A 23,369-nucleotide genomic window follows, 5' to 3' on the forward strand; every position below is an offset into this window, starting at 1 on the left:
GATGCAGGAGAGCAGAGAAAACAAAATTTTCTTTAGTACGGAGCTGCTGGAATGGTATGAACGCTCCAAGCGGGATTTGCCTTGGCGCAGACACCGCGATCCGTATTATATTTGGGTTTCGGAAATCATGCTGCAGCAGACGCGCGTGGATACGGTGATCCCGTATTTTCAGCGGTTTATCGAGCGGTTTCCGACGATCCGGGATTTGGCGGAAGCCCCGGAGGAAGACGTGCTGAAATGCTGGGAGGGGCTCGGGTATTATTCGCGGGCCCGCAACCTGCAGGCGGCCGCGCGCCAGGTGGTCGAGCGGCACGGCGGGGTTGTGCCGGACAACAAGGCCGACGTGTCGGCATTGAAAGGAGTCGGCCCGTATACGGCGGGGGCGATCATGAGCATTGCCTTTAACCGGCCCGAGCCGGCCGTCGACGGAAACGTCATGCGGGTGCTGTCGCGGTATTTCCTGATCGAAGAGGATATCATGAAAACCGGGACGCGCACGCTGATGGAGGAGCTGGCGGCGGAGCTGATCCCCGAGGGCCGGGCCGCGGATTTTAATCAGGCGCTGATGGAGCTAGGGGCGTTAGTCTGTACGCGCAAGTCGCCGCAATGCCTGATTTGCCCGGTCATGGCCCGCTGCGCCGGGCGGCTTGCCGGCGCGGAGGAGCGCCTGCCGGTGAAGAGCAAGGCGAAGCCGCCGCGGCCGGAATACCGGCTCGTCGCCCTCGTGGAGGGCGGCGGGGCGCTGGCGGGCCGCGTGCTCGTGCGCCGGCGGCCGGACACGGGGCTGCTCGCACGGATGTGGGAGCTGCCCCATATCCCGGCCGACGCCGTGCCGGGCGAAGGCGCCGGGCTGCCGGACGGCCCGGCGATGGATCGGCTGGCGGTGGCGCTGGCCGGTGCAGGTGTGCCGGCGCGGCCGGGGGAAGCGTGGATGAACGCGGAGCATACGTTCAGCCACATTCACTGGAACCTCCGCGTGTTCCGGTTCGCCGCGGAGACCACTGCCGGCCAGGCCGCCAGCGGCGGGGCTGCTAACGGTGGGGCCATGAAGGGCGGGGCCGAAAACGGTGCGGGCGGCAACGCCGGGGCCGCGAACGGCCGGACTTCCTACGCCGGGGCCGCCAGTGCCGGGACTGCCAGCACCTATCAAGCCGCGCAGTATCCGGCGGAAGCCGGTTCGGCCGCCTTATTCGCCGCCGAGACCGCCGCGGCTTATGAAGCCGGAGCTCCTTTGGCTTTGGCCGGCGCAGCGAGCGCGTCTTCGGACACGGCTGCGCCGGGAGCGGCATCTCCGTCCGGAGGCGGGACAAGGCAGGAGGGCTTCGATCTGGCCGCAGACTCCGCGGAATACCGCTGGATTACCCGGGAAGACATGGAGAGCCTGGCGTTTCCGAACGTTTTTTTGCGGATATTGAACCGGTATTTTAAACAAGTATAGGCAAAAACCGCACTTTGGGGGTTATACCTGGGTGCGGTTTTCTTTTTACGTTGAAACGTGGCTAACGGACTCGAGAGACGCTAAGAGCTCAAAAACAAGCGTTCCGAAAATGTAACGAACAGCACATGCGAGAGAGACAGATACAGGGAAAACGAACCCACGTAGGGTACCACAATACATGTTCCATTTGGAAGGAACCAATAGTTTGGCGGATTAACTCAACTGCAAAAGTGCATCTCATTTTCCCGTAACCTGCCTATTTTGAGTGTGTGAGATGTAAAAGTACATTTGAATAGGGGCTATTTGATAAAAAAGAGAATTTTGGCCGGAAATGGACTGCACTTTTGCATTTGACGAGCCTTTTTCGAGGATTATCGACAAAAATCGCATGCACTTTTGCATTTCGTGAAGTTTCGCGCTACTGAAGTCACACGTCGCCGAGTCTCTTACCGCAGAAGCCCCGTCCCACCGAATCTGACGTCGCCGAATCTCGCGTCACAGAGTCTCGCGCTACTGAAATCACACTTCGCCGAGTCTCTCACCGCAGAAGCCCCGCCCCACCGAATCCCACGTCGTTAATCTCGCCCCACCGAATCCCACGTCGCCAATCTCGCCCCATCGAATCTCCCGCCGTCGAATTTCGCACCGCAAAAGCCGCGCCCTACCGTATCTCGCACCGCAGAGTTCTTCCGCCACCGAATCCCGGATCACTGGTATCTTCCGCCGCAGCAATCTAGTGCCGCAATATCATGCATCTTCATCGGTTGCTGTTACCTAGTGCTTATACCCGGCCTGTTTCTTTAATGGTATATTATACGTAAAATCGGCAGCTAGGATCGGCTTTGCGAATATTTGTGAGCAACAGGTCAGTATGAGCAAAGGAGTGAACGAATCGTGAAATTAGCTGGAGCGGGGGACGCGATCCCTAGAGAAAAAGTATTGCTGGACAAAAGATACCCTTTTTTCATCGCGGAAACGATTGGGGTCAACGTCCATTACCAGAAGCTGCATTGGCATGACGTGCTGGAGATCAACTATATCAAATCCGGCTGCGGCTATTACATCATCAACGGAAAAACGTTCGAGTTCCGGCAAGGGGACATCCTGCTGATCAATTCCAACGATCTGCACTGTGCTTATGAGGTGCGGGATCTGGTCATTTTGGTCGTTGAATTCGACATGTCCTGGTTCGCCGGCAGTCTCCGGTACGACCCCGAAATTCTTTCCCCGTTCAAAGATATGGGCGTTCACTTCACGAATCTGCTGGACCGGACTTCGCCGTATATCGGCGAGCTGCGCGCGTTGCTGCAGTCCATGCAGGAGGAACATGAGCGGGAGCAGCGGTCCTATGTTTCCATGGTTCATGCCGCGCTGCTGCGCTTCCTGTCCTGCGTGAACCGCCACTTTCGCTCGGAGGAGGCGAGCAAGTGCAGGCCGGAGATCGGCTCCATGCAGTTGGAAAAGGTGCGCCGGGTTATTCACGCCATGGAGGAAAGGGTCGCCCACCCCTGGACGTTGGAGGAACTGGCCGCGTCCGCTTATCTCAGCCCGTCCCGATTCAGCGATATTTTTCGCCGGGCCGTCGGCACGCCCCCGCTCGAATACCTCATTCAGCTTCGGCTGGAGCATGCGCTTGCGCTGCTGGAAACGACCCCGCTAAAAATCAGCGACATCGCCATGGAATGCGGGTTCCGCAGCCTGTCCAACTTCAATCATTTATTCCGGAAGCATGTCGGCATGTCCCCGAAACACGCCCGCATCCGCAGCAAAGCCAATCCGTAAATTTGAAAACCCAAAGTTCTTTTTCAGATTTCCATGAAAGTAACATGAACATAACATCCATAATTTCACTCACGTCAAATCAATATTAATTTTTAAACTTTCAGTAAAATATCGTAACTTTTCAGACGTATAACGGGAGATTTTCTCCGGATAAGTCTATAAAATAATTTGCAAATGACAGGTTACCTTACGTGGTTGTCGCGATCATGGTTGTACAGGGCCTGATAAAAAGGGGGGAGTGCCGCTGCAAACAAGCATTCGCAGGGAACGCAAAGGGATGAGGAATACCGGCCGCAAAACTTACCCCAAACCGAAGTTGTATGCAAGGCTTCTCAGACAGTGGGATGTTCAGCTGATGGTCGTGCCGGCGCTGCTTTTTATCGTCGTATTCAGCTATATCCCGATGTACGGAGTGCTGATGGCCTTTCAGGATTACAGCATTTTCCAAGGTTTTTTGGCGAGCCCGTGGGTGGGCTTCAAGCATTTTGAAATGTTTTTTCAGGCGCCCGAATTTTGGAGCGTCATCCGCAACACGCTGGTCATCAGCCTGCTGAAGCTGGCGGTGGGGTTCCCGGCTCCGATTCTTTTGGCGCTGATGCTCAACGAAGTAAGAAACCGGGCGTTCAAGCGGACCGTGCAGACGATCAGCTATTTGCCGCACTTTATTTCCTGGGTCATCGTTTCCGGGTTCGTCACCTCGCTGCTGTCCACCGACAACGGAAGTTTGAACATCGCGCTGCAAAATCTGAACCTGATCGGCGCGCCTATCAACTTTTTGTCGATTCCCGAGTATTTCTGGACGATTTTGGTGACGACCGGCGTGTGGAAGGAAATCGGTTTTTCCTCCATCGTCTATCTCGCCGCTATCGCGGGCGTCGATCCGCAGCTTTACGAAGCGGCGGCCATGGACGGCGTGAGCCGGCTGCGGCAGATGTTTTCCATTACATTGCCTTCGATCATGCCGGTCATCATCGTGTTTCTGATTCTGGATATCGGCAATCTGCTGAACGCCGGATTTGAGGACATTTTGCTGCTTGGCGCAAATCCGGTGCTGCGGGATGTGGCGGATGTGATCGACACCTATGTGTACCGCGTGGGGATTCAGAACTCCAGATACTCTTATGCTACGGCTGTTGGACTGTTTAAAGGAGTGCTCAGCGTGGCGCTGCTCGCGGCTGCCAACTATGCGGCCCGCAGGTCGGGGAACAGCTTATGGTAAATTCCTTTGCCGCGGAATGAAGAGGGGGAAGACAAATGAAGCTGACTTTGAGTGACAAAAAGCTGTCCGCGCTCATTTACGCCTTGCTCATTGTGCTCGGTTTCGCTGCGTTTTACCCGTTCTGGAACGCTGCCGTCATTTCCTTCAACAGCGGAAACGACACGATGCGCGGAGGCGTAACCTTTTGGCCGCGCGCCTTCACCTTGGAGAACTACGCCGTCGTCTTCAGGGACGGGCGGCTGCTGAACGGATTTGCGGTGTCGGTGCTGAGAACGGTCGTCGGCACGCTGCTGTCCATTTTGGCCACGGCCATTTTCGCCTACGGCATGACCAAAAGCTGGCTGATCGGGCGGAAGCTGTACATGATCATCTGCATCGTCACGATGTTTTTCAGCGGCGGCTTGATTCCCACCTATTTGCTGATCCGCGAATTGCAACTCATCGATACGTTTTGGGTGATGGTTGTTCCGGGGCTGATCAGCGTATGGAACATGATCATTTTCCGCACTTTTTTCAAAGGGATGCCGGCAGGGCTGGAGGAATCCGCGCGCATAGACGGCTGCTCGAATTGGGGGGTATTGTTCAAGATCATCCTGCCTCTGTCCGGGCCCGTTCTGGCAACGTTGTCCCTGTTTACGGCCGTATATCACTGGAATGACTGGTTCACCCCCAGCATTTACATTTCCAATGCCGATTTGCTGCCGATTCAGACGAAACTGCAGCAAATTCTGAACTCGAACATCATGACGGAGCAGATGTCGCAGATGGATTCCGCGGCCGCGAGCCATTTGAACCGGATGAAGACGGTGACGACCAAATCGCTGTCCATGGCGACGATGATGGTGGCGACGGTGCCGATTTTATGCGTGTACCCGTTTGTGCAGAAGTATTTTGTGAAAGGCGTGATGATCGGGTCGCTGAAGGAATAGCCCTGCGGCTTTAACCTTTTCGCTGCCCGGCCGCGGCCGTTTCGAATGTTCAACGTTCATAGTTCGAGAAAACAAGGGGGAGTCTTGCATGATGCATTGGAAAAAAATCGAAATGTCCGCTTTATCCGCCATACTCGCTACGCTGCTCGGTTTGACCGCATGCTCCGGCGGCGGCGGGGAGGCGGCCGCGGTGAACGAAGGGCAGCCGCAGGCGGATACGGAATCAAAGGAGGTGGTTAAACCGCTGACCTTTACCTTCTACGGCCATTACGACTGGTATACGATGCCGAATTGGGGGGAGGACTTGGCGACCAAATGGATCAAGGAGAACAAGCAGGTCATTGTGGAGCCGATCAGCTCCGGCGGCAACGCCAAGCAGAAGCTCAGCACGATGATCGTCTCCGGCGATTTGCCGGACGTTATTTGGCTGGAGCGCGGAGCGGACGTGGAGAAGCTGCGCGCGGCGGGCATGCTCGTGCCGTTTGACGACTACTTAGGCAAATATCCGAACCTGAAAAAATGGGCAGGCGAATCAACCCTTGACATGCTGCGGTCACCTGATGGGAAGCTGTACCAGTTCCCGAACTGGTACACGACGCAGCCCAACGGCAATGCCGGCTATCTCGTGAACAAAAAAATCTACAACGAGCTGGGCGCGCCGCCGCTGGAAACGACCGACGATCTGTACGCCTACCTGAAAACGGTCAAGGAGAAGTACCCCGACATCGTGCCGTTTGAGGCCGGGGAGGGCGCCGCGGGCGTGGAGGTGCTGACGACGGCGTTCGGCGAAAACCATCCGGCGACGTTTAATGCGATGATGGCGGTGCCTTCCGGAGGCGAGCTTATTTCCATCTTTACCGATCCCGTTTACCGGGAAGGCATCCGGTTCGCCAACAAGTTGTACCGCGAAGGGCTGATGACGCAAGACGCGTTTACGCAAAAGCTGGAGCAGGTCGAGCAGAAGGTGCGCAGCGGGCAAATCGCCGTGTATGCGGCCTCCAGCCCGACGGAATACGGGGCGATCGGCAACGCGCTGCTGTCGGCCGAAGATCCGGAAGCCGGCTACATCATGGTCTGGCCGATTCACAAGCAAGGCCTCGACAAGAACAAAATTTACCCCGGCGACTATAAGCAGCAGGGCTGGAACGTCAGCGTCATCACCCGGTCCGCCAAAGATCCCGAAGCGATCTTCGCCTTCCTGGACTGGATGACCGGGCCGGAGGGGCAGCGGATTATCATGTGGGGACCGGAAGGGCTTTATTGGGAAGGGACGGATGATGAAGAGGCGCCGCTGTTCACGGAAAAGTACACCGCGGATACGAAGGGGCGCGACGAGCTTATGAATTCCACCGTGAACTTCCAGTGGGTCGGCAACACGGTGTATGTCGACAACTCCAAGATAAAATTCGAATCGGCGCTCCCGCCGGAGAAGCAAAACTGGGAGTCGAGATGGCAATCGGAAATTACGTGGAAGACGCAGTACAACACGACGGAATTCACGAACCTTGACCCGGCCGGGGACAGCGAGGAAGGGATCGTGGCGCAAAGCGTGCTGGACATTTACAGCAAGACGATGGCGGCCGCGGTGATGAACGCGAAATCGGAAGCGGAGGTGGACGCTGTTTTGGATCAGGCGGAAGCGGACGCGCAGAAGGCCGGCTATGCCAAATTGCTGAAATACAAGACGGAGAGATGGCAGGAGAACTTAAGTAAGCTGAAATAGGGGAGAACGCTTTGGACTATTTTTTGGGAGTGGACGGCGGAGGCAGTAAAACGCTAGCTGTCGTCACGGATGAACAAGGGCGGATTTTGGGGCGGGCCTTAAGCGGCTGCGGTAACCACCAGGTGCAGGAGGAGTTGGCCCGGCGCAGCATCATTGAGGCTGCGGGCGGAGCGCTGGCGCAGGCCGGGCTTGACCACCGGCAGATAAGGTATGCCATGTTCGGGCTGGCGGGCGCGGACCGCGAGGCGGATTTTCTGGTGCTGCGCCCGATGATCGCTGATCTGGGATTCCCGGAGCACGGCATCGTCTGCGATACGGAAATCGGGCTGCGGGCGGGCACGCGGCAGCCGGACGGGGTCGTCGCCGTTTGCGGCAGCGGCACGAACTGCTACGGCGTCAACAAGCGGGGCGAATCGCTGCAGTGCGGCGGCTTCGGGTACATGTTCGGCGACTTCGGTGGCGGCGGCGAGCTGGCGGTGGAAGTGTTCCGTACCGTGATCCGCGCCTGGGAGGGCAGGGAGCGCCCGACCCTCCTTACCGAAGCGGTTCTGCAAACGTTGGGCTACCCTTCCGTGGAGCGCTTGTTTCACGACTATCTGGATCGCGGCGCGGGCGCTCCGGGCCACCTGGCCAAGCTGCTGTTTCAGGTGGCCGAGCGGGATGAGGCGGTGCGGCGGATTTTGCGGCGGCAGGGAAAAGAGCTTGGCCTGGCCGCCGCGGCGGTGATCCGCAAACTCGGCATGGGGGAGGACCGGTTTGACCTCGTGCTGGTCGGCAGCGTGCTGACGCGCGCCGATCACCGGTTCGTTACGCCTTATATTGAAGAGATCGTAAAGCGGGCAGCCCCCGATTGCAGCTTGCGCCGGCTTACGATGGAGCCGGCCGCCGGCGCGATTTTGCTGGCCATGGAGAAATCCGGGCGCCCGGTCGGCGAGTCCGTCTATGAGCGCTTGGATGCGGGATTGTCGGTAAAGGAGGAGCTTAAGCCATGAAACAGGAACTGAAAATCGCGGTGATCGGCGGAGGATCTTCGTATACGCCGGAGTTAATCGAGGGCTTTATTCAAAACTACGAGACTTTGCCCGTCACCGAAATCGCGCTGGTCGATATCCCGGACGGCCTGCGCAAGCTGACTATCGTCGGGCAGCTTGCCGAGCGCATGATCGCGGCGTCGGGCCTGCCGGTCAAATTGACGATGACGATGGACCGCCGATCCGCCCTGGAAGGCGCGGCATTCGTTACGACGCAACTGCGGGTGGGCTTGCTGGAGGCGCGGGCTTGGGACGAAACGATCCCTTTGAAGTACGGCATGATCGGCCAGGAAACGACGGGTCCGGGCGGCATGATGAAGGCTTTGCGGACGATCCCCGTCCTGCTGGACATCTGCAAGGATATGGAGGAGCTGTGTCCCGATGCCTGGCTGCTCAATTTCACCAACCCGGCGGGGATGGTAACGGAGGCGATTCACAAGCATTCCCGCATCCGCTCGATCGGGTTGTGCAACTCGCCGATCGCCGCTTACAAATGGCTTTCTTCCTTGTACAAAGTGCCGGTCGAGCGCATCCATTGCGAGTTTGTCGGCCTGAACCATTTGCACTGGATCAGCAAGGTTACGATTGACGGCGAATCCAAGCTGGAGGAGCTGCTGGACAACCGGGAAGGGTACTCCGCGCGCAACGTTCCGCAATTCGCCTGGAACGGCACGCTGCTGCAGGCGCTTAAGGCCATCCCTTCGTATTACCTGAAATATTTCTATCTGCAGCGCGAGATGCTGGAGGAACAGGTGCAGGCGGCTTCCCGCGGGGAGACCCGGGCCGAGACGGTGCAGCGGCTGGAAAACGAGCTGTTTGAAATTTACCGGGATCCCGAATTAAAGGAGAAACCGAAGCAACTGGAGCAGCGCGGAGGGGCTTACTATTCGGAAGCGGCTGTCAAATTAATGAATTCATTGTATAATAATTCCAGTGATGTTCAGACGCTGAACGTTGCCAATCAAGGAACGCTTGATTTTTTGCCGGATGATGCTTGCATTGAAGTGAACTGCCGGGTGACCGGCCAGGGGCCGGTAGTTCAGCCGGTGACCGTGATCCCCGAGGCCGTCAAAGGCCTGATCCGGTCCATCAAAACCTACGAGCGGCTGGCCATCGAAGCGGCCGTCACCGGTGACCGGGGCTTGGCGCTGCTGGCTTTGGCGCATCATCCTTTGACTAGCTCCGTCAGCGCTGCCGAAAACATGCTGGCGGAAATGCTGGAGCAAAACCGGCGTTATCTCCCGCGATTTTTCGCGGCAATTCATTAGGAGGGATATGATGAAAAAGTTTAAAGTCTTTCAAAAAGTTCGCGGAGGTTTGGGAGTTTGTTTGGTAGGATGCAGCCTGCTGCTGGCGGCGGTTCCGGCGGCGGCGGCGGTCGGGTTTGAGGAGCCGCTGAACGCTTTTAACGGGAAGCTGTTCTATGCCTCGGACGGCTGGGAGAACGGCGAGGATTTCGGCGTAGGCTGGCGGGCGAACAACATCGAATTCAACAACGGAATCATGGCCCTTCGATTGGACAAGTCGGGATGTCCAAGCCGATGCTCCGGCGAGCAGTATGCCTCCGGCGAATATGCAACCATCGGGGAAGACTACGGCTACGGGCGTGTGGAAGCGCGGATGAAGGTGGCAAAAGGCGAGGGGCTGGTCACTTCACTGTTCACTTATTATGACCTCAACCCGGATCCGGACATTGAAGAGAATGATGAAATTGATATTGAGATTCTCGGAAAAGACCCGACGAAACTGGAGACCAACTATTACACGGCCGGAGACGGAGATCATAGCACGGTCATTGATCTTGGCTTTGATGCATCGCTGGACTTCCACGACTATGCCTTTGAATGGTCGCCGACCTCGATCAAATGGTATGTCGACGGCAAGCTGGTGCATACCGAGGACGGCTCGCGCGGACCGCTGCCGAGCCATCCGGGCAGCATCATGGTCAACTTCTGGGCGGGGGCGGGCAACGCCGCCAAATATTGGACAGGGAATTTTGTTTATCCCGGGTCCCCGGTTCGGGCGTACTATGACTGGATCAAGTATACCCCGGCAAAATAATATCAAGAGGCCTTCCTTCATGGAGGGCCTCTTTTTTAATTTCTTTATTCCAGCGTGCGGTTTTCCACCGTTTTCATATAGTTTTGCGTATCCGGTTCGCGATGCTCTTCGCCCACCACCTTGCCCGGATCCGCTGCCTCGGCTCCACCGGTAACGCTGTGCGCGAAGTTCGTAAACTGCTGCTTATGCTCGTTGTCCGCGTGTTTGGCTTTCAGCAGCTCCTCCGGATCATTGGTCAGCCTGCGCTTTTGCTCGGCCATATCGTAACCTCCTCCTGGCGATCGCCCTTATTTTTTGGCGGCTTCGTAACGCCGGTTCACTTCATCCCAGTTGATTACATTCCAAAATGCCGCGATATAATCCGGGCGTTTGTTTTGATATTTCAAATAGTAAGCGTGCTCCCAGACGTCCAGGCCAAGAATGGGCGTTTGTCCCTCGGAGAGCGGGTTGTCCTGGTTCGGTGTGCTCGTTACGGCCAGTTTGCCGTCCTTGCCGACGACCAGCCAAGCCCAGCCGCTGCCGAAGCGGGTCGTCGCCGCTTTTGTAAATTCCTCTTTGAATTTGTCGAAGCCTCCAAGATCGCTGTCGATGGAGGAAGCGACCGCTCCGCTCGGAGCGCCGCCGCCGCCGGGCCCGATCACGGTCCAGAACAGGCTGTGGTTGGCGTGGCCGCCGCCGTTGTTGCGCACGGCGGTGCGGATATTTTCGGGAACGCTGTCGAGGCCGGAAATAAGCTCCTCCACGCTCTTGTTCTGCAGTTCCGGGGCGCTTTCCAGCGCGGCGTTCAGGTTGGTCACGTACGTATTGTGGTGACGATCATGGTGAATGTTCATCGTCTGCTCGTCGATGTAAGGTTCAAGCGCGTTTGCCGGATAGGGCAACGCAGGCAGTTCATGGGCCATAACGGAAAAACCTCCCGATTTTTTGGTTAAAAAGGTTGTTCAAAAAGTCGTCTTTTGATCACGAAGCAGGTCAGGAAGTGGTCTCGACGTCGAATCTTGAATTCAGCCGTGACTTCCGATGCTCACGTACCCAAAACGTACGCTCCGCTCCTCAGTCCCTAGCTTCATCCAACCTTCTCGGTGCTGAAAACCCGACTTTTTGAACACGCACTTAAAGTGTCGATCGTATTTACATACTCGAAACAAAACCTATTATTGGCAAATGATCAAAATATATGTATGAAAACCTGTTTTGTGAAGAGAAATTCACAAAAAATAAATGTAAACGCTTAATATGAAGCGCTTACAGAAGAAAATTGGTGTATTTCGTTGATTTCTATGGTTTAATGGACAAGGAAGCAGTTTTTTTCTCGATTTTTGTCTGGTTTCAATTATTCGCTTGATGTAAAAATAAAGGCCGCGCCTTTAACATGAATCTATCTAGTGTTAAGGAAAAAGGAGATCATAGCATGCTTATTCGTTCCTTTCAGTTGAGTGATGTGAATCAAGTGATGGATCTTTTGCAGGTATCCTTGTCCGAGGCTTGCTACGAGGACACCAAAAAAGCTTTTGCCAGACAATTGGCCTGGGATTCCGAACTGATTCTAGTTGCGGAAGCGGAGGAAGAAATTCAGGGGGTCTTGATCGGAACGATCGACCAGAATACCGGGTGTATTTACCGGATGGCCGTTCACCCGGATTACCGCCGGCGCGGCGTAGGCAGAAGCCTCGTTTCCGCGATGGAACAACGTTTTCAGCAGCGCAATGTCCGCCGGATCATGGTGGCCGGTGACGAGCATAACAAAGCGATTATGCCGCTGTACGAAGCGATGGGCTACGGCGCAAGCAAGTTTTTAGAAGCGTTCCAGAAGCTTAGTATTGCAGCCGCGCGTTCTTTATCGGGGTCTAATTGATTTTTTTAATTCTAGATAGGTAAGAAGAGGAAAGATTGAAGCATATCTTCCATCCGTTGCAAATGGGTGCGGGATATGCTTTTCTATTTATAGATTGTTGTGACACTGTGGATGAGGTGCTTTTATGGAACCGGTGATTTTTTCGGAAAACAAGGAACGGGCCGAAGAGGCCGCGCAGGCGAAACCAGGCCCTGAACCGTCCGGCCCGCAAAGCCGCCTGGCTGGGGAAATATGGGATTTGCTCAAAACGGTGATCGTCGCTTTTGCCATTATGCTGCTGCTTAACATATTCGTGTTCAATTTGTCGATCGTGAAGGGGCAATCGATGGAACCGACCTTGGAGGAGCGCGAGCGGCTGTTTATCGACAGGCTGGTTTACCGTTTCGGCCATCCGCAGCGCGGGGAGGTCGTGATTTTGAAGGATCCCAGCGCCGAAGGGGAGCGCAAACCGTTTCTCGTCAAACGGGTGGTCGCCGTGCCCGGAGATACGGTGGAAGTGCGGGACCATATGCTCTGCGTCAACGGCGAGGAGCAGGATGAACCCTATACCGATGCGATGATCGAGGATGGCGACGTGCCGCCCGTCAAGCTGGGCGAAGGGGAATACTTCGTAATGGGCGATAACCGCCATGCCGGGAGCAGCAAGGACAGCCGGTATTTCGGCAGCGTGAAGGAAGACCAAATTGTCGGCAGAGCCGAGTTCGTGTTTTGGCCTATCGGCAAAATCCGCGGTTTATAGCCTGCGAGTCTGGAGGATGAACGGTGAAAGAGATAACGATTTATACCGATGGCGCCTGTTCCGGAAACCCGGGCCCGGGGGGCTGGGGCGCTGTATTAATGTTTAACGGGCATCGCAAGGATCTGTCCGGCGGCGAGAAAATGACCACAAACAACCGGATGGAAATCCAGGCGGTCATTTCCGCGCTCAGTCAGCTGAAGGAGCCGTGCCGGGCCAAAGTTTACAGCGATTCCGCCTATGTGGTGAACTGCTTTCAGCAGGGCTGGATTCGGGGCTGGCTCAAAAACGGTTGGAAAAACAGCAAAAACCAGCCGGTGGAAAACAAAGACCTGTGGCAGGAATTGTGGCGGCTGATGGGCATCCACCAGGTCGAATACGTTAAGGTCAAAGGTCACAGTGACAATGAGCTCAACAATCATTGCGATATGCTGGCCCGGGAAGCGATTAAGCGGCTGCCTTCCTGACTGGCTTTATCGGAATAAAACAACTTAGGGGCCGTTTGCCGCCCGTAAAATTTACATCAAGGAGGGGAAGGGAGTGGCAAAGACAATCCACGACGGCAGCGTCGTTCCTGCAAGCACCAGCGGGTGGGCGGATTTGAAACGTGAAATAAAGGAAAACGCGGCGTCGCTTGGCATCGACGATATCGGCTTTGCCTCCGCGGACCCTTTTATTTCGCTGAAGGCGATTTTGCTGGACCGGCGTAAAAAAGGATACGAATCCGGGTTCGAGGAACCGGATATCGATAAGCGCGTTTACCCCGAGTTGACCCTTGAGCAGCCGGCTTCCCTGGTTTCGATCGCCGTGGCGTATCCTTCCAAGATGGACAACCCGCCGAAGTCCGAGCCAGGGCTGCGGCGCGGGATACTGGCCAGATCGGCTTGGGGACGGGACTACCATCAGGTGCTCCGCGAGGCGATGGCCAAGCTGGAGGACTTCATACGGGAGCGGGTTCCGGAAGCGCGGATCGAGAGCATGGTGGATACCGGAGCTTTGGTCGACCGTGCGGTGGCGGAGCGGGCGGGAATCGGCTTTAAAGGGAAAAACTGCGCGATCATCTCGCCCAAATGGGGTTCATGGATCTACCTCGGCGAGATGATCACGAACATTCCTTTTCCGCCGGATTCCCCGGTCACGGAGGATTGCGGCGAATGCACGAAATGCATCGATGCCTGTCCGACCGGGGCGCTTGTCGGGCCAGGCGTGCTGAACGCGCAGCGGTGCATTTCCTTTTTAACGCAAACGAAAGGGTTTGTCGAAGAGGAGTTCATGGTCAAAATCGGCAACCGGCTTTACGGTTGCGATACATGCCAGGTGGTTTGTCCGAAAAACAAGGGCAAGTCCTGGAACCACCGGCCGGAGCTGCAGCCCGATCCGGAGACGGTTAAGCCGCTGCTCCTGCCGCTTCTCGATATAAGCAACCGGGAATTCAAGGAGCGCTTCGGTGACAGCGCGGCGGCCTGGAGGGGGAAAAAACCGATTCAGCGAAATGCGGTCATTGCGCTCGGAAACTTCAAAGACGCGGCTTCCGTGCCGAAATTAATAGATATACTGTTTCATGATCCTCGTCCGGTGCTTCGCGGCACAGCCGCCTGGGCACTCGCCCGGATCGGGGGAGAAGCGGCGGCGGAGGCGGTGAGCCGGGCGCTGGAGAGCGAACAGGACGAGGAAGTGCTGGAGCGCCTCCAGGCGGCGGACCGGAAGCTGCGAGGGGCAGCGTCTCCCGAAGAAAGCCGCGACGGTTAAGGAAAGCGGAACCAAACAAGCATGACAACGATGACGGAAGCGGGTAGCCGGCCGTCAAGGGGGATGAAGGGATGCGTTTCATCGGTATTGAGGATATCGAGCCAGGGCAATACTTGGGAAAAACGGTTTATTCCGCGAATGGTACCGTGCTTTTGTCGGCGGGGGTTCAACTGACCGTATTTATGATCAGCACGCTCAAACGGATCGGCGTCACGATGCTGTACATCAAAGATCCCGATTACGACGATGTCGAAATCGAAGATGTGATCAGCGAATCGACCAAACAAGCGGTATTTCACGAAATGGTGGAGACGCAGGAAGCGATCCGGTCGGGAAAGGAATGGAGCACGAAAAAAGTCGGCGCCAGCGTGGATACTTTACTGACGGACGTGCTGAGCAACAAGGAAGTGCTTTTGCAGCTGACCGACATTCGTACGGCGGACAATGCGGCTTACCTGCATGCGGTCAACGTCTGCCTGATCTCTTCCATGATCGGACTGAACATGGGGCTGGGTTATTCCCAGCTGAAGGATCTGGCGATCGGGGCGTTGCTGCACGATATCGGCAAGTCCGTTCCGCTGCCGGAAGGCGCGGCGGAGGACGATCCGAAGCAGCATCATACATGGCGGGGATACGAAATGCTGAAGCATAAACGCGAATTTAATCTGCTCATCGCCCATACGGCGCTTCAGCATCATGAGCGGCTGGACGGCACGGGGATGCCCCGCGGCCTGGCAGGGGACGAAATCCACCTGTTCCCCCGCATCGTCGCTGTTGCGAATATGTACGACAACCTGATCAGCGGCGGCGGTGAAGCCGGCTCCGAGCGGACCCTATTGCCTCACGAGGCCTGTGAACAACTGATGGCCTATTCGGAGCATGAACTGGATCGCGACGTGCTGGTGGAGTTTACCCGCATCGTATCCGTCTATCCAAACGGCACGGCGGTAAGGCTGTCGACCAAGGAAACCGGCGTGGTCGTAAGCCAGCACCGGGGGCTGCCGGGCCGGCCGGTCATCCGCATCGTGCGCGGCGCCGGGGATGAACTGGACGTGAAAGAAGTGGATCTGGCGACGGAAACCACGCTGTTTATCGAAACGGTTCTGGCTTGAATCGCGGCAGGGTGAATGCTATTATATTTGGAGTGCGTTAGCCAAACGGGGGGCTGCACGGATATTAATGCAGGGGTGGCTGAATGATGGATATCGTAATTCCAATTATTACGCTTGTCGTCGGATTGGTAGGCGGTTTTCTGATCGGCGTCTTTTATTTGCGGCGGCAGATGACAAAAATGCAAAACGATCCGGAAATGCTGCAAAAAGTGGCAAAACAGATGGGCTATAATCTGAACAACAAGCAAATGCAGCGCGCGCAGCAGATGATGAAAAACCAGGGCCAGGTTCCCGGGGCGGCGCGGCCGCGGAAGAAGAAATAAAAATCGGCTCAAATGAAGAGTCTTAAAAAGTGTGGCCTGTGCGCAATCATGGCGTCATGAAACCGGCGTCATGCTGCGTCATCGCCATACTTTTTTTTGAAAGGAGGAGGCGCCTGAATGGCTGGACTTAAGGATTACGTAAACAAGCAGGTTGGAGAAAATCACGAGAAAATAGAACATCATGTTCGTGAAATCTTAAAGCTGATCGGGGAAGACGTCGAACGGGAAGGATTGCTCGATACTCCCGCCCGGGTTACCCGGATGTATGAGGAGATTTTTGCCGGTTATGAAGTGGATCCCCGCGACGTGCTTGGGGTAACGTTTGAAGAGAACCATGAGGAGCTTGTCATTGTCAAAGATATCGTCTATTACAGTCAATGCGAGCATCATATGGCGCCTTTCTTCGGCAAAGTGCATATCGGCTACATTCCGAGCGGCAGAATCGCCGGGCTCAGCAAGCTGGCCCGCCTGGTGGAGGCGGTGACCCGCCGCCTGCAGGTGCAGGAGCGCATCACCTCGCAGATTGCCGACATTATGGAAGAAGTATTGAACCCGCAGGGTGTAATGGTCGTTGTGGAAGGCGAACATCTCTGCATGTGCGCGCGCGGCGTCAAGAAGCCGGGCAGCAAAACGGTAACGTCCGCGGTGCGCGGCAGCTTCCGTAAGGACGCGGCTTCGAGAGCGGAGTTTTTGTCCTTGATCAAGGAATAACGGAAAGCTGCGGTCTGCGGCAGAACAGGCGGTGACTGTGGCCTGGCCGTAAGGCTGGCGAAGCTTGGAGTTGAGCAAATTCTAACGGACCTGGGAGACGCTAAATGCGCCAAAACAGGCATCGCAAAAGCGGTAACGGACTCAGATGACGTTATTTAGCTCAGATCTGCCCCAAAGGCCTCCATTTGAGCCGAATAGCGTCATCGGGGTCCGCGTTACAGCGAGAAATAGCCGGGAAATGAGGAAATAGCGTCGTTACAGTCCGTTACGATATGGCAGCCGTTTAATACGGCTGCCATTTTAGTTTTTTGGCGGCTTCGTAACGCTCTGCCACGGCCGGCCAGTAAACGACGTTCCACCAATCCTTGATGTAGTCGGCTCGTTTATTTTGATGCTTCAGGTAGTAAGCGTGCTCCCAAACGTCGAGCGGAAGCAGCGGCACGATGTCCCATTGCGACAAGTTTTGATGCTTCTCCGCCGTCAAAATTTCCAGCCGGTGGCTGCGCGGGCTCCAGACGAGGATCGCCCAGCCGCCGCCTTCCACTTTGTTGGCCGCTTCGGAAAATTGCCGATGGAAAGCGTCGTAGCTGCCGAAATCGCGAGTGATTTGCTGGAGCAGCTCGCCCTCCGGTCTTCCGCCGCCCTTCGGGTTCATGACCTCCCAAAAGATGGTGTGAAGATAGTGGCCGGCGCCGTTAAAGGCGAGCTCCCGTTCCCAATGCTTGACCAGATCGAAATTTCCGGATTTGCGGGCCTCCTGAAGCTTTTTCTCCGCTTTGTTCAAGTCGTCGACATAGGTTTTGTGGTGCCTGTTGTGATGGATGCGCATCGTCGCCTCATCGATGTAAGGTTCGAGGGCATTGTAAGGGTAGGGCAGGGGCGGAAGAGTATGCCCGCCGATTGGGACGGGGCGCTCGGGGATGCGGGAGCCGTCTGAAGGAGCGGCATTTTCATGCCGCAGGTTTTCTTGGCCGGCCACTTCCTCGGCAATCCTTTTTGCCAAACTTTCCGCCGCATTGTTATTCGGCGGATTCTCGGTTGGTGCGGCCGATTTCGCTTCAAGCCCCGCGTTCAAAACGTTTGGTGTTTCGAAATCGGAATCCGCCTCCTCCGGCGAAATCGACTGCTGATACGGCGAATGCTGCGGCCAGGATATTTCAGGCTCTTCCGCTCTCGAGCCGGTTGACCCAAAAGGCGCTGGTCCGGTAGGCTGCTGGAAAGGCCCAAAAGGCGCCGGTCCGGTAGGCTGCTGAAAAGGCCCAGAAGGCGCCGGTCCGGTAGGTTGCTGGAAAGGCCCGGAAGGTGCCGGTCCGGTGGGCTGCTGAAAAGGCCCAAAAGGTGCCGGTCCGGTAGGCTGCTGGAAAGGCCCAAAAGGCGCCGGTCCGGTAGGCTGCTGGAAAGGCCCAGAAGGTGCCGGTCCGGTAGGCTGCTGGAAAGGCCCAGAAGGCGCCGGTCCGGTAGGCTGCTGGAAAGGCCCAGAAGGTGCCGGTCCGGTAGGCTGCTGGAAAGGCCCAAAAGGTGCCGGTCCGGTGGGTTGCTGATAAGGCCCGTAAGGCGGCGAATCGTCAGGCTGCTGATAAGGGTCATAAGTCTGCGCTCCGCCAGCTTGGTGATACGGGTCGTGCACCGGCGGGGCGCCGGCGACGCAGCCTGCGATTTCCCCGGGGCGGTTGAGCCTTTCCAGCACGGCCAGGAAATACTCCGATTCGCGGATAATGTGCATCAGCACGACGGGGGCGAGCGGAACGGCCTTGACCGCCTCGCTCCGGTCGAGAATATGGTGCAGCTGGCGGACAAACTCCTTCGACTGCTGAAAGGCGGTGCCGAGCAGCCGCTCGGTTTGCTTGATCAGCTGAGGGCTTGAGGCCGCTTCCTTGGACGTCAGGCCGTGCTGAAGCAGCCGGTCGGCCACTGCCTCCGTGGCGGTAAACACCTTCTTCCACTCGTCCAGCAGCTTGACGTAGTGGTGCTCCAAACCGGGAATGATCGCTTTGATCACTTCCGTATGCTCCGCTTCCTGCTGTTTCCAGAAACGGATCTCTTCCAAAATGCGCACAGGCAAATAAGGCCCGTAAACGAACAGCATCCGGTTAACCTCCCCTTGCTTAAAGTCATTACTACCAGCTTATTCGCGGGGAGGTTTGGCCTATGCTATTCGGATACGGGCCCGGTAAGGGCGCTATTGCTGCCGCTGCCGGAAGCGGCGGTTTTGATCCGGCTGAGGAAAAGCGATACTTTTCTCAAATATTCCTTGGGGTGTTCGCGAAAAATCAGTTCATGATGCGCCCCTTCCACAATCCACACGCCCGAATCGGGATTCGTCTGATTGGCGGCCAGCTTCTCGGCGATCGGATAAGGCGCTTTCTCATCCTCCGTCCCATGAATGAACAAGGTCGGGAACGGATAGTCCTCCGATTTGACCTGCATGTATGGAATTTGCCGCAGGCTAGTGCCGTTCAGCACCGGCAGCAGCATGCCGATGATCTCCAGCGACGGATGCCGCGGCAGATCGATTTGCTGCCGGATGTTATGATACATCGTGTCCGGCTCAAGCAAAAACGTGCTGTCGAGGATCATGCCGTCGATATATTCGCTCGTCAGTCCCGCCTGAAGCGCCGTGCCGGCGCCCATCGAGAAACCCCAGACCACGATTTCCTGCGCCCCGCGCTGTTTGACGTAATCGATGGCGCCCAGCAATTGCTGGGCTTCTTTTTTGCCGCCGGTAGCCACCTCTTTGCTGTTCTGGGCGGCGAAGCCGTAGTCAAACATCAAGACGTTAAAATTCAACCGGTGGGCAAAACCGGCCAGATCGTACATCGGAATCCAGGATTCCTCGCGATTGGCGCCGTAACCGTGGCTAAATACGATCGTTTTGACGGAATCTTCCGCGGGTATATACCACCCTTGCATCATTCGGCTCCCGTCCGCCGCAGGAAACACGATGTTCTCGTAATCCAGATTTTTGGACAGCTTCGGATTGGAATAAAGCGGCGCGACCGTCGGATTGGACAGCACCCAGGCGATATAGCCGTGCAGAGAAACGAAGCAGAAAATCAGGAAAAACAAAATGGATAACAGCAAAGCCACGGCAATATGCTTGATGCTGATGCGCCGGCTTGCGGTTGCGGGAAAATCGTTGTTAGGGAACGCCGAAGACAAGGGAAGGTCGTTGCGGCCACTGTGGCTCATAGGCTTCCCTCCTGTATTTTTAAAATCTAAAATTGCGTTTATTAGAGTATATGCCGAAAAAAGTGGCAATTTACGGCTAAGTCCAAGATATATCGCCGATACGAGCAAATCACGAAGATATTGTCGAAATAAGGCGACACTCTTAAATTTATCGTAAGCCGGGGGTGCCGTAAAGTCAATGAAAAACCGGAGAATTGACGGGATCGTTCATTGACGGAAGCCGCGGTCTTTCATATAATTTATGTAACCGAGTTTCATATAGTGAAACATCCTAAGGAGAGTGGATGCCGGATGGAAGACCGGAAGCTAACGGTTCGCGCCGTCGAAAGGGCGCTGGATATATTGATGTGTTTTACGAAAGGAAGCGATTTGGGGTTAACGGAGATTGCCGGCGAAATCGGTTTACATAAAAGCACGGTGCACCGTCTGATGACCACGCTTGAAGAGCGTGGATTTGTCGTGCGTGACCCGGCGACGGAAAAATACCGCCTGGGCCTGAAAATATGGGAGCTGTCGGCGCATTTGTCCCATAACGACGATCCGGCCGTTCTGCTGCTGCCGCTGATGGAGCGGCTGCGCGACCGGTTGGGGGAAACGGTCAGCCTCTATTTGCGCGACGGCAACGACCGGCTGCGCATCCAGGCCGTGCAGAGCAATCAGGCGATCCGGCGGGTGGCCCAGGTCGGGGCGCGGCTGCCGCTGTACGTCGGGGCGTCCAGCAAGGTGCTTGTCGCCTATTCGGACGAGCCGGTGATGCGGGCGGTGCTGGACAGCCCCGACTGGCCGGCAGGGTTGGACCCGGCGGCTTATGTGTCCCAACTGCAGCAGGTCCGCGAGCGCGGTTACGCCACCAGCTACGAGGAGCGGGAGCCGGGGGTTTCCGCCGTCGCCGCGCCGATCTTTGACCGGTCCGGCCAAATCGCTGCCGCCTTGTCCGTGTCTGGGCCGGTCAGCCGTCTGACGCCGGAGCGGCTGGAGGATTACGGGCCGGTGCTGATCGAAGCGGCCCGGGAGATGGGGATGATGATGCAGGCCTAGTCCCTTTTGGGCAGTCCATTTCGTGATGAGAATAGTAAGTGCAAAAAGTACATTTAAATGGGCGGGATTTGCGGTCGAACGGGAAATAATTGCAAAAGGTACAATTAAAGCTGCCGAAACAGGGGGAAATTCCGGCTGGATCTGTTTTAGCTGCACGATTTACAATTAAATTGCAGTTATCGATGTTCACCAGTCAAAACCCGATTCTATAGTTCGTACATATTATGCACATGAGTAGACCGTCGCCTGGATTTACCGCTCAGGCTGGGGGGAGGCCGAAGACTCAGGTAAAGAGGGGGGAGAAGAGAGTTTCGGAGGCTAAAGGACACCAGAGCCGTTATCTGCGGAAAAACGGAGGTTTGCAGAATGTAACGGACACAGGAGACCTTATTTACCTCAAATCGGCCTGGATGTACTGGTTTAGAGCCAAATAACGTCATGTGAGTCCGTTAGGCTGGGAAATACCCGGGAAATAGGCGGATAAGGTCGCTGGAGTCCGTTAGAGCAGCAGCAGCGCCCACATCCGGAATACGATCTGGTGAACGAAAAAGGCGAGTCGGCCAAGCTGGCCAGCGGTAGTGGAAGTACCGACGATTCGGGAAACCATTACACCAAACTAGTATTTGAGCCGTTTCAAACAACGCCGAAATCGGTAACCTTAAAACCGTATGTGTATAAGCAAAGAAAACGGACAAGGGGTGGAAAAAGGAATACATTAAAAAGCTGCAAATGAAGGTTTCGATCGACGCCAAGAACGCAGCCCGGTAAGCCCGAATCATAGGTAATACGCGGAAAAGGCCGTCCCGACAGTAAGTTTAACTGTTTGGGGCGGCCTCTTCTTATTTGCGTTATTTTACGCTATGAATCCAATTCGCAATATCGTCGATGATGGCCTTGGACACATTGGAAGGCTTGCCGTATTCGGTCCCGGTGGACAGGCCGTCATATTCGGCGAGCAGATGGTTCACCTTCGGGTAAGACTTGAACTCGATATTTCCACGGTCTTTCAGCGCCGTTTCCCAGCCCTCGAATTGCTTCATCGTCACCTGCCAGTCGTTTTCGCCCTGCAAAACAAGCATCGGCCCGGTTTGTGTTTTGGCGAGTTCGGCCGGCACGTAATTTTTCTGCTCGAACCACCAATAGGCAGGCTGCAGCGGAAATTCCTCCGGCATATGGTCGACCGTATATTCAGGGTCGTTGACCATATCGGCGATCGACGTATACATCGCAGCTTGCTGCTCGTATAGCGTCGAGTCAAGCCCTAGCTGCTTGACGCGGCGGACCAGCTCGGCCTGCTGCTCGGACAGCACGTCGGCGAATTTGCCGCTTGGGGCGGATAAGAGAATCGTTCCGGCGATGGCCCCGTCCGGGGCGCCCGCGGCAATCAGCGGCATTGCAAAGCCGCCCTGGCTGTGGCCGGCGACGAAAATGCGGGAGTCATCGATACCGGATGTATTTTGCAACAGTTTCACCGCTTCCAAAGCATCGTCAACGCTTTCCTGCTTCAGCGTAAATTTCGGATCGGCCGCCGCCTTGAAGGAATGCTCGTAGGTCACCTTGTCGTAGCGCAGTACGGCGATGCCTTGCGCGGCGAGACCGGCGGCCAGATCGCGGAACGGCTTGGACCCCAGGATCGAAGCGTCGCGGTCGTGCGGGCCGGAGCCGTGGACGAGCACGACGGCCGGGAAGGGGCCGTCACCCGCAGGCACGGTTAAGGTGCCGGGGAGCGCCATCGCGCCGCTTCCGATGGTAACTTCCCGTTCGCTATAAGCTGCGGGGTTGTCGTAAGCCGGCTTTTGATAAGCGGAAGCGGAGGCCGCGGCAATGTATAAATCATCGACCTTCCCGTTCTGATCCAGACGCAGCGTAAGCTGAAACGGGATGATGGTGCTTTGGAAGGAATACGTCACATTCCGGTGCACCGTGTTCAAGCTTTCGCTTTTGGAAGGCTCGCCCGCTGTTTTGCCGAACATGGCCTCGGAGTTGCTCCACAGCCGGTCCAGCATGGAGGCCGGCAGCGCATAGGCGGATGCTTCGCTTACGTATTCGGCGGCCTTGGCCCCGTCTCCGGCTTGCAAAGCCTTAAGGAACAAGCCGGCCGTATCCTCCGTTTGCCCGTTATCGCCGGCGAACGCTTTGGCGATCAAACCGGTGTCGGCCAGCGTCCGGCCGCCGGAGAGGCGGACCGGCTGGTTAAGGGCGACGGTTTCGCCATCCAGAAGCGCCCGGTCCGAGCCGGCCTCAAGCTTCAGGACATGGCTGCCTTTTGTTACGGTAATCGTGCGGGTGCTTTGTTCCCACGATACCTCGGCGCCAAGCTTTGTGGCGGTTTCCCTTACCGGCTCAAGCGCCGCGCTGCTTTGCTCGGCGGCCAACGCGGATGCTGCGGGCACGGCGAGGCTTAAAGCCAGGGTAACGGCAACGGTGTGTTTTACCTTTTTGGATTGCTTGTTCATCATCTTTTCCTCCTTAT

The 23,369-nt window shown here is 56.3% G+C and carries 20 protein-coding genes and 2 pseudogenes; 17 read left to right on the plus strand and 5 right to left on the minus strand.

What is annotated here, in order from left to right; translation table 11 throughout:
• The first annotated feature begins 1 nt into the window (after position 1).
• From mutY to EHV15_RS13325, 8 genes are all read left to right on the plus strand, one after another.
• Positions 2-1,438, plus strand: coding sequence for an A/G-specific adenine glycosylase (mutY, locus tag EHV15_RS13290; protein ID WP_128631633.1), 1,437 nt, complete (start codon positions 2-4; stop codon positions 1,436-1,438).
• Positions 1,439-2,332: 894 nt separating this feature from the next.
• On the plus strand, positions 2,333-3,220 hold the full coding sequence (locus EHV15_RS13295; protein WP_128631634.1) for an AraC family transcriptional regulator: 888 nt from the start codon (positions 2,333-2,335) through the stop codon (positions 3,218-3,220).
• 277 nt (positions 3,221-3,497) lie between these two features.
• Entirely contained in the window at positions 3,498-4,439 is a 942-nt protein-coding gene (locus EHV15_RS13300) for an ABC transporter permease (protein ID WP_128635321.1), read from the plus strand.
• Between the two features lie 35 nt (positions 4,440-4,474).
• Positions 4,475-5,368, plus strand: a complete 894-nt coding sequence (locus tag EHV15_RS13305; RefSeq protein ID WP_128631635.1) for a carbohydrate ABC transporter permease — start codon at positions 4,475-4,477, stop codon at positions 5,366-5,368.
• 88 nt (positions 5,369-5,456) lie between these two features.
• The gene (locus EHV15_RS13310) at positions 5,457-7,091 is read left to right on the plus strand and encodes an extracellular solute-binding protein (RefSeq protein ID WP_128631636.1); all 1,635 of its coding nucleotides are present in this window, start codon (positions 5,457-5,459) and stop codon (positions 7,089-7,091) included.
• Between the two features lie 11 nt (positions 7,092-7,102).
• Complete coding sequence (locus EHV15_RS13315; RefSeq protein ID WP_128631637.1) at positions 7,103-8,083, plus strand: N-acetylglucosamine kinase; 981 nt, start codon at positions 7,103-7,105, stop codon at positions 8,081-8,083.
• Positions 8,080-9,390 carry a 6-phospho-beta-glucosidase gene (locus EHV15_RS13320; protein WP_128631638.1) on the plus strand — a complete coding sequence of 437 codons (1,311 nt, stop codon included), beginning with the start codon at positions 8,080-8,082 and terminating at the stop codon, positions 9,388-9,390. The genes EHV15_RS13315 and EHV15_RS13320 overlap by 4 nt, the downstream gene beginning before the upstream one ends.
• 10 nt (positions 9,391-9,400) lie before the next feature.
• Positions 9,401-10,183: a family 16 glycosylhydrolase gene (locus EHV15_RS13325; RefSeq protein ID WP_128631639.1), complete on the plus strand. Its 783-nt coding sequence runs from the start codon at positions 9,401-9,403 to the stop codon at positions 10,181-10,183.
• A 44-nt stretch (positions 10,184-10,227) separates the two neighbouring features.
• Here EHV15_RS13325 and EHV15_RS13330 read toward each other — a convergent pair whose 3' ends face one another.
• Entirely contained in the window at positions 10,228-10,443 is a 216-nt protein-coding gene (locus EHV15_RS13330) for a hypothetical protein (RefSeq protein WP_128631640.1), read from the minus strand.
• Between the two features lie 27 nt (positions 10,444-10,470).
• Positions 10,471-11,085, minus strand: coding sequence for a superoxide dismutase (locus EHV15_RS13335; protein WP_128631641.1), 615 nt, complete (start codon positions 11,083-11,085; stop codon positions 10,471-10,473).
• Between the two features lie 509 nt (positions 11,086-11,594).
• Between EHV15_RS13335 and EHV15_RS13340 the strand changes: the two genes are divergently transcribed.
• The 7 genes and pseudogenes from EHV15_RS13340 to folE all read left to right on the plus strand — a co-directional run bounded on the left by EHV15_RS13340 (position 11,595) and on the right by folE (position 16,669).
• Positions 11,595-12,038: a GNAT family N-acetyltransferase gene (locus tag EHV15_RS13340; protein WP_128631642.1), complete on the plus strand. Its 444-nt coding sequence runs from the start codon at positions 11,595-11,597 to the stop codon at positions 12,036-12,038.
• A gap of 124 nt (positions 12,039-12,162) precedes the next feature.
• Positions 12,163-12,777, plus strand: coding sequence for a signal peptidase I (gene lepB / locus EHV15_RS13345; protein ID WP_128631643.1), 615 nt, complete (start codon positions 12,163-12,165; stop codon positions 12,775-12,777).
• 23 nt (positions 12,778-12,800) lie between these two features.
• Positions 12,801-13,241 (plus strand): ribonuclease HI, encoded by a 441-nt coding sequence (rnhA, locus tag EHV15_RS13350; RefSeq protein WP_128631644.1) that lies wholly within the window; start codon positions 12,801-12,803, stop codon positions 13,239-13,241.
• 85 nt (positions 13,242-13,326) lie between these two features.
• Positions 13,327-14,508, plus strand: a pseudogene (gene queG, locus EHV15_RS13355) (tRNA epoxyqueuosine(34) reductase QueG); the annotation flags it as partial.
• A gap of 86 nt (positions 14,509-14,594) precedes the next feature.
• The gene (locus EHV15_RS13360) at positions 14,595-15,635 is read left to right on the plus strand and encodes an HD-GYP domain-containing protein (RefSeq protein WP_128631646.1); all 1,041 of its coding nucleotides are present in this window, start codon (positions 14,595-14,597) and stop codon (positions 15,633-15,635) included.
• Between the two features lie 86 nt (positions 15,636-15,721).
• On the plus strand, positions 15,722-15,958 hold the full coding sequence (locus EHV15_RS13365; RefSeq protein WP_128635322.1) for a YneF family protein: 237 nt from the start codon (positions 15,722-15,724) through the stop codon (positions 15,956-15,958).
• Between the two features lie 117 nt (positions 15,959-16,075).
• The gene (gene folE / locus EHV15_RS13370; protein ID WP_128631647.1) at positions 16,076-16,669 is read left to right on the plus strand and encodes a GTP cyclohydrolase I FolE; all 594 of its coding nucleotides are present in this window, start codon (positions 16,076-16,078) and stop codon (positions 16,667-16,669) included.
• 283 nt (positions 16,670-16,952) lie between these two features.
• Here folE and EHV15_RS38040 read toward each other — a convergent pair whose 3' ends face one another.
• Both EHV15_RS38040 and EHV15_RS13385 read right to left on the minus strand, forming a co-directional pair.
• Positions 16,953-18,755 carry a Fe-Mn family superoxide dismutase gene (locus EHV15_RS38040; protein ID WP_342773983.1) on the minus strand — a complete coding sequence of 601 codons (1,803 nt, stop codon included), beginning with the start codon at positions 18,753-18,755 and terminating at the stop codon, positions 16,953-16,955.
• Positions 18,756-18,820: 65 nt separating this feature from the next.
• Complete coding sequence (locus EHV15_RS13385) at positions 18,821-19,858, minus strand: alpha/beta hydrolase (RefSeq protein ID WP_128631648.1); 1,038 nt, start codon at positions 19,856-19,858, stop codon at positions 18,821-18,823.
• A 291-nt stretch (positions 19,859-20,149) separates the two neighbouring features.
• On the opposite strand from EHV15_RS13385, the gene EHV15_RS13390 reads away from it, so the two are divergent.
• Together EHV15_RS13390 and EHV15_RS38320 are read left to right on the plus strand one after the other, a co-directional pair.
• The gene (locus tag EHV15_RS13390) at positions 20,150-20,896 is read left to right on the plus strand and encodes an IclR family transcriptional regulator (RefSeq protein WP_128631649.1); all 747 of its coding nucleotides are present in this window, start codon (positions 20,150-20,152) and stop codon (positions 20,894-20,896) included.
• A gap of 523 nt (positions 20,897-21,419) precedes the next feature.
• A pseudogene (locus EHV15_RS38320) lies at positions 21,420-21,629 on the plus strand (DUF5643 domain-containing protein); the annotation flags it as partial.
• Positions 21,630-21,744: 115 nt separating this feature from the next.
• Here EHV15_RS38320 and EHV15_RS13395 read toward each other — a convergent pair.
• Positions 21,745-23,355, minus strand: a complete 1,611-nt coding sequence (locus tag EHV15_RS13395; protein WP_246061535.1) for an alpha/beta hydrolase family protein — start codon at positions 23,353-23,355, stop codon at positions 21,745-21,747.
• Between the last annotated feature and the right edge of the window lie 14 nt (positions 23,356-23,369).

Source organism: Paenibacillus oralis (assembly GCF_003863965.1).
Lineage (GTDB): Bacteria > Bacillota > Bacilli > Paenibacillales > Paenibacillaceae > Fontibacillus > Fontibacillus oralis.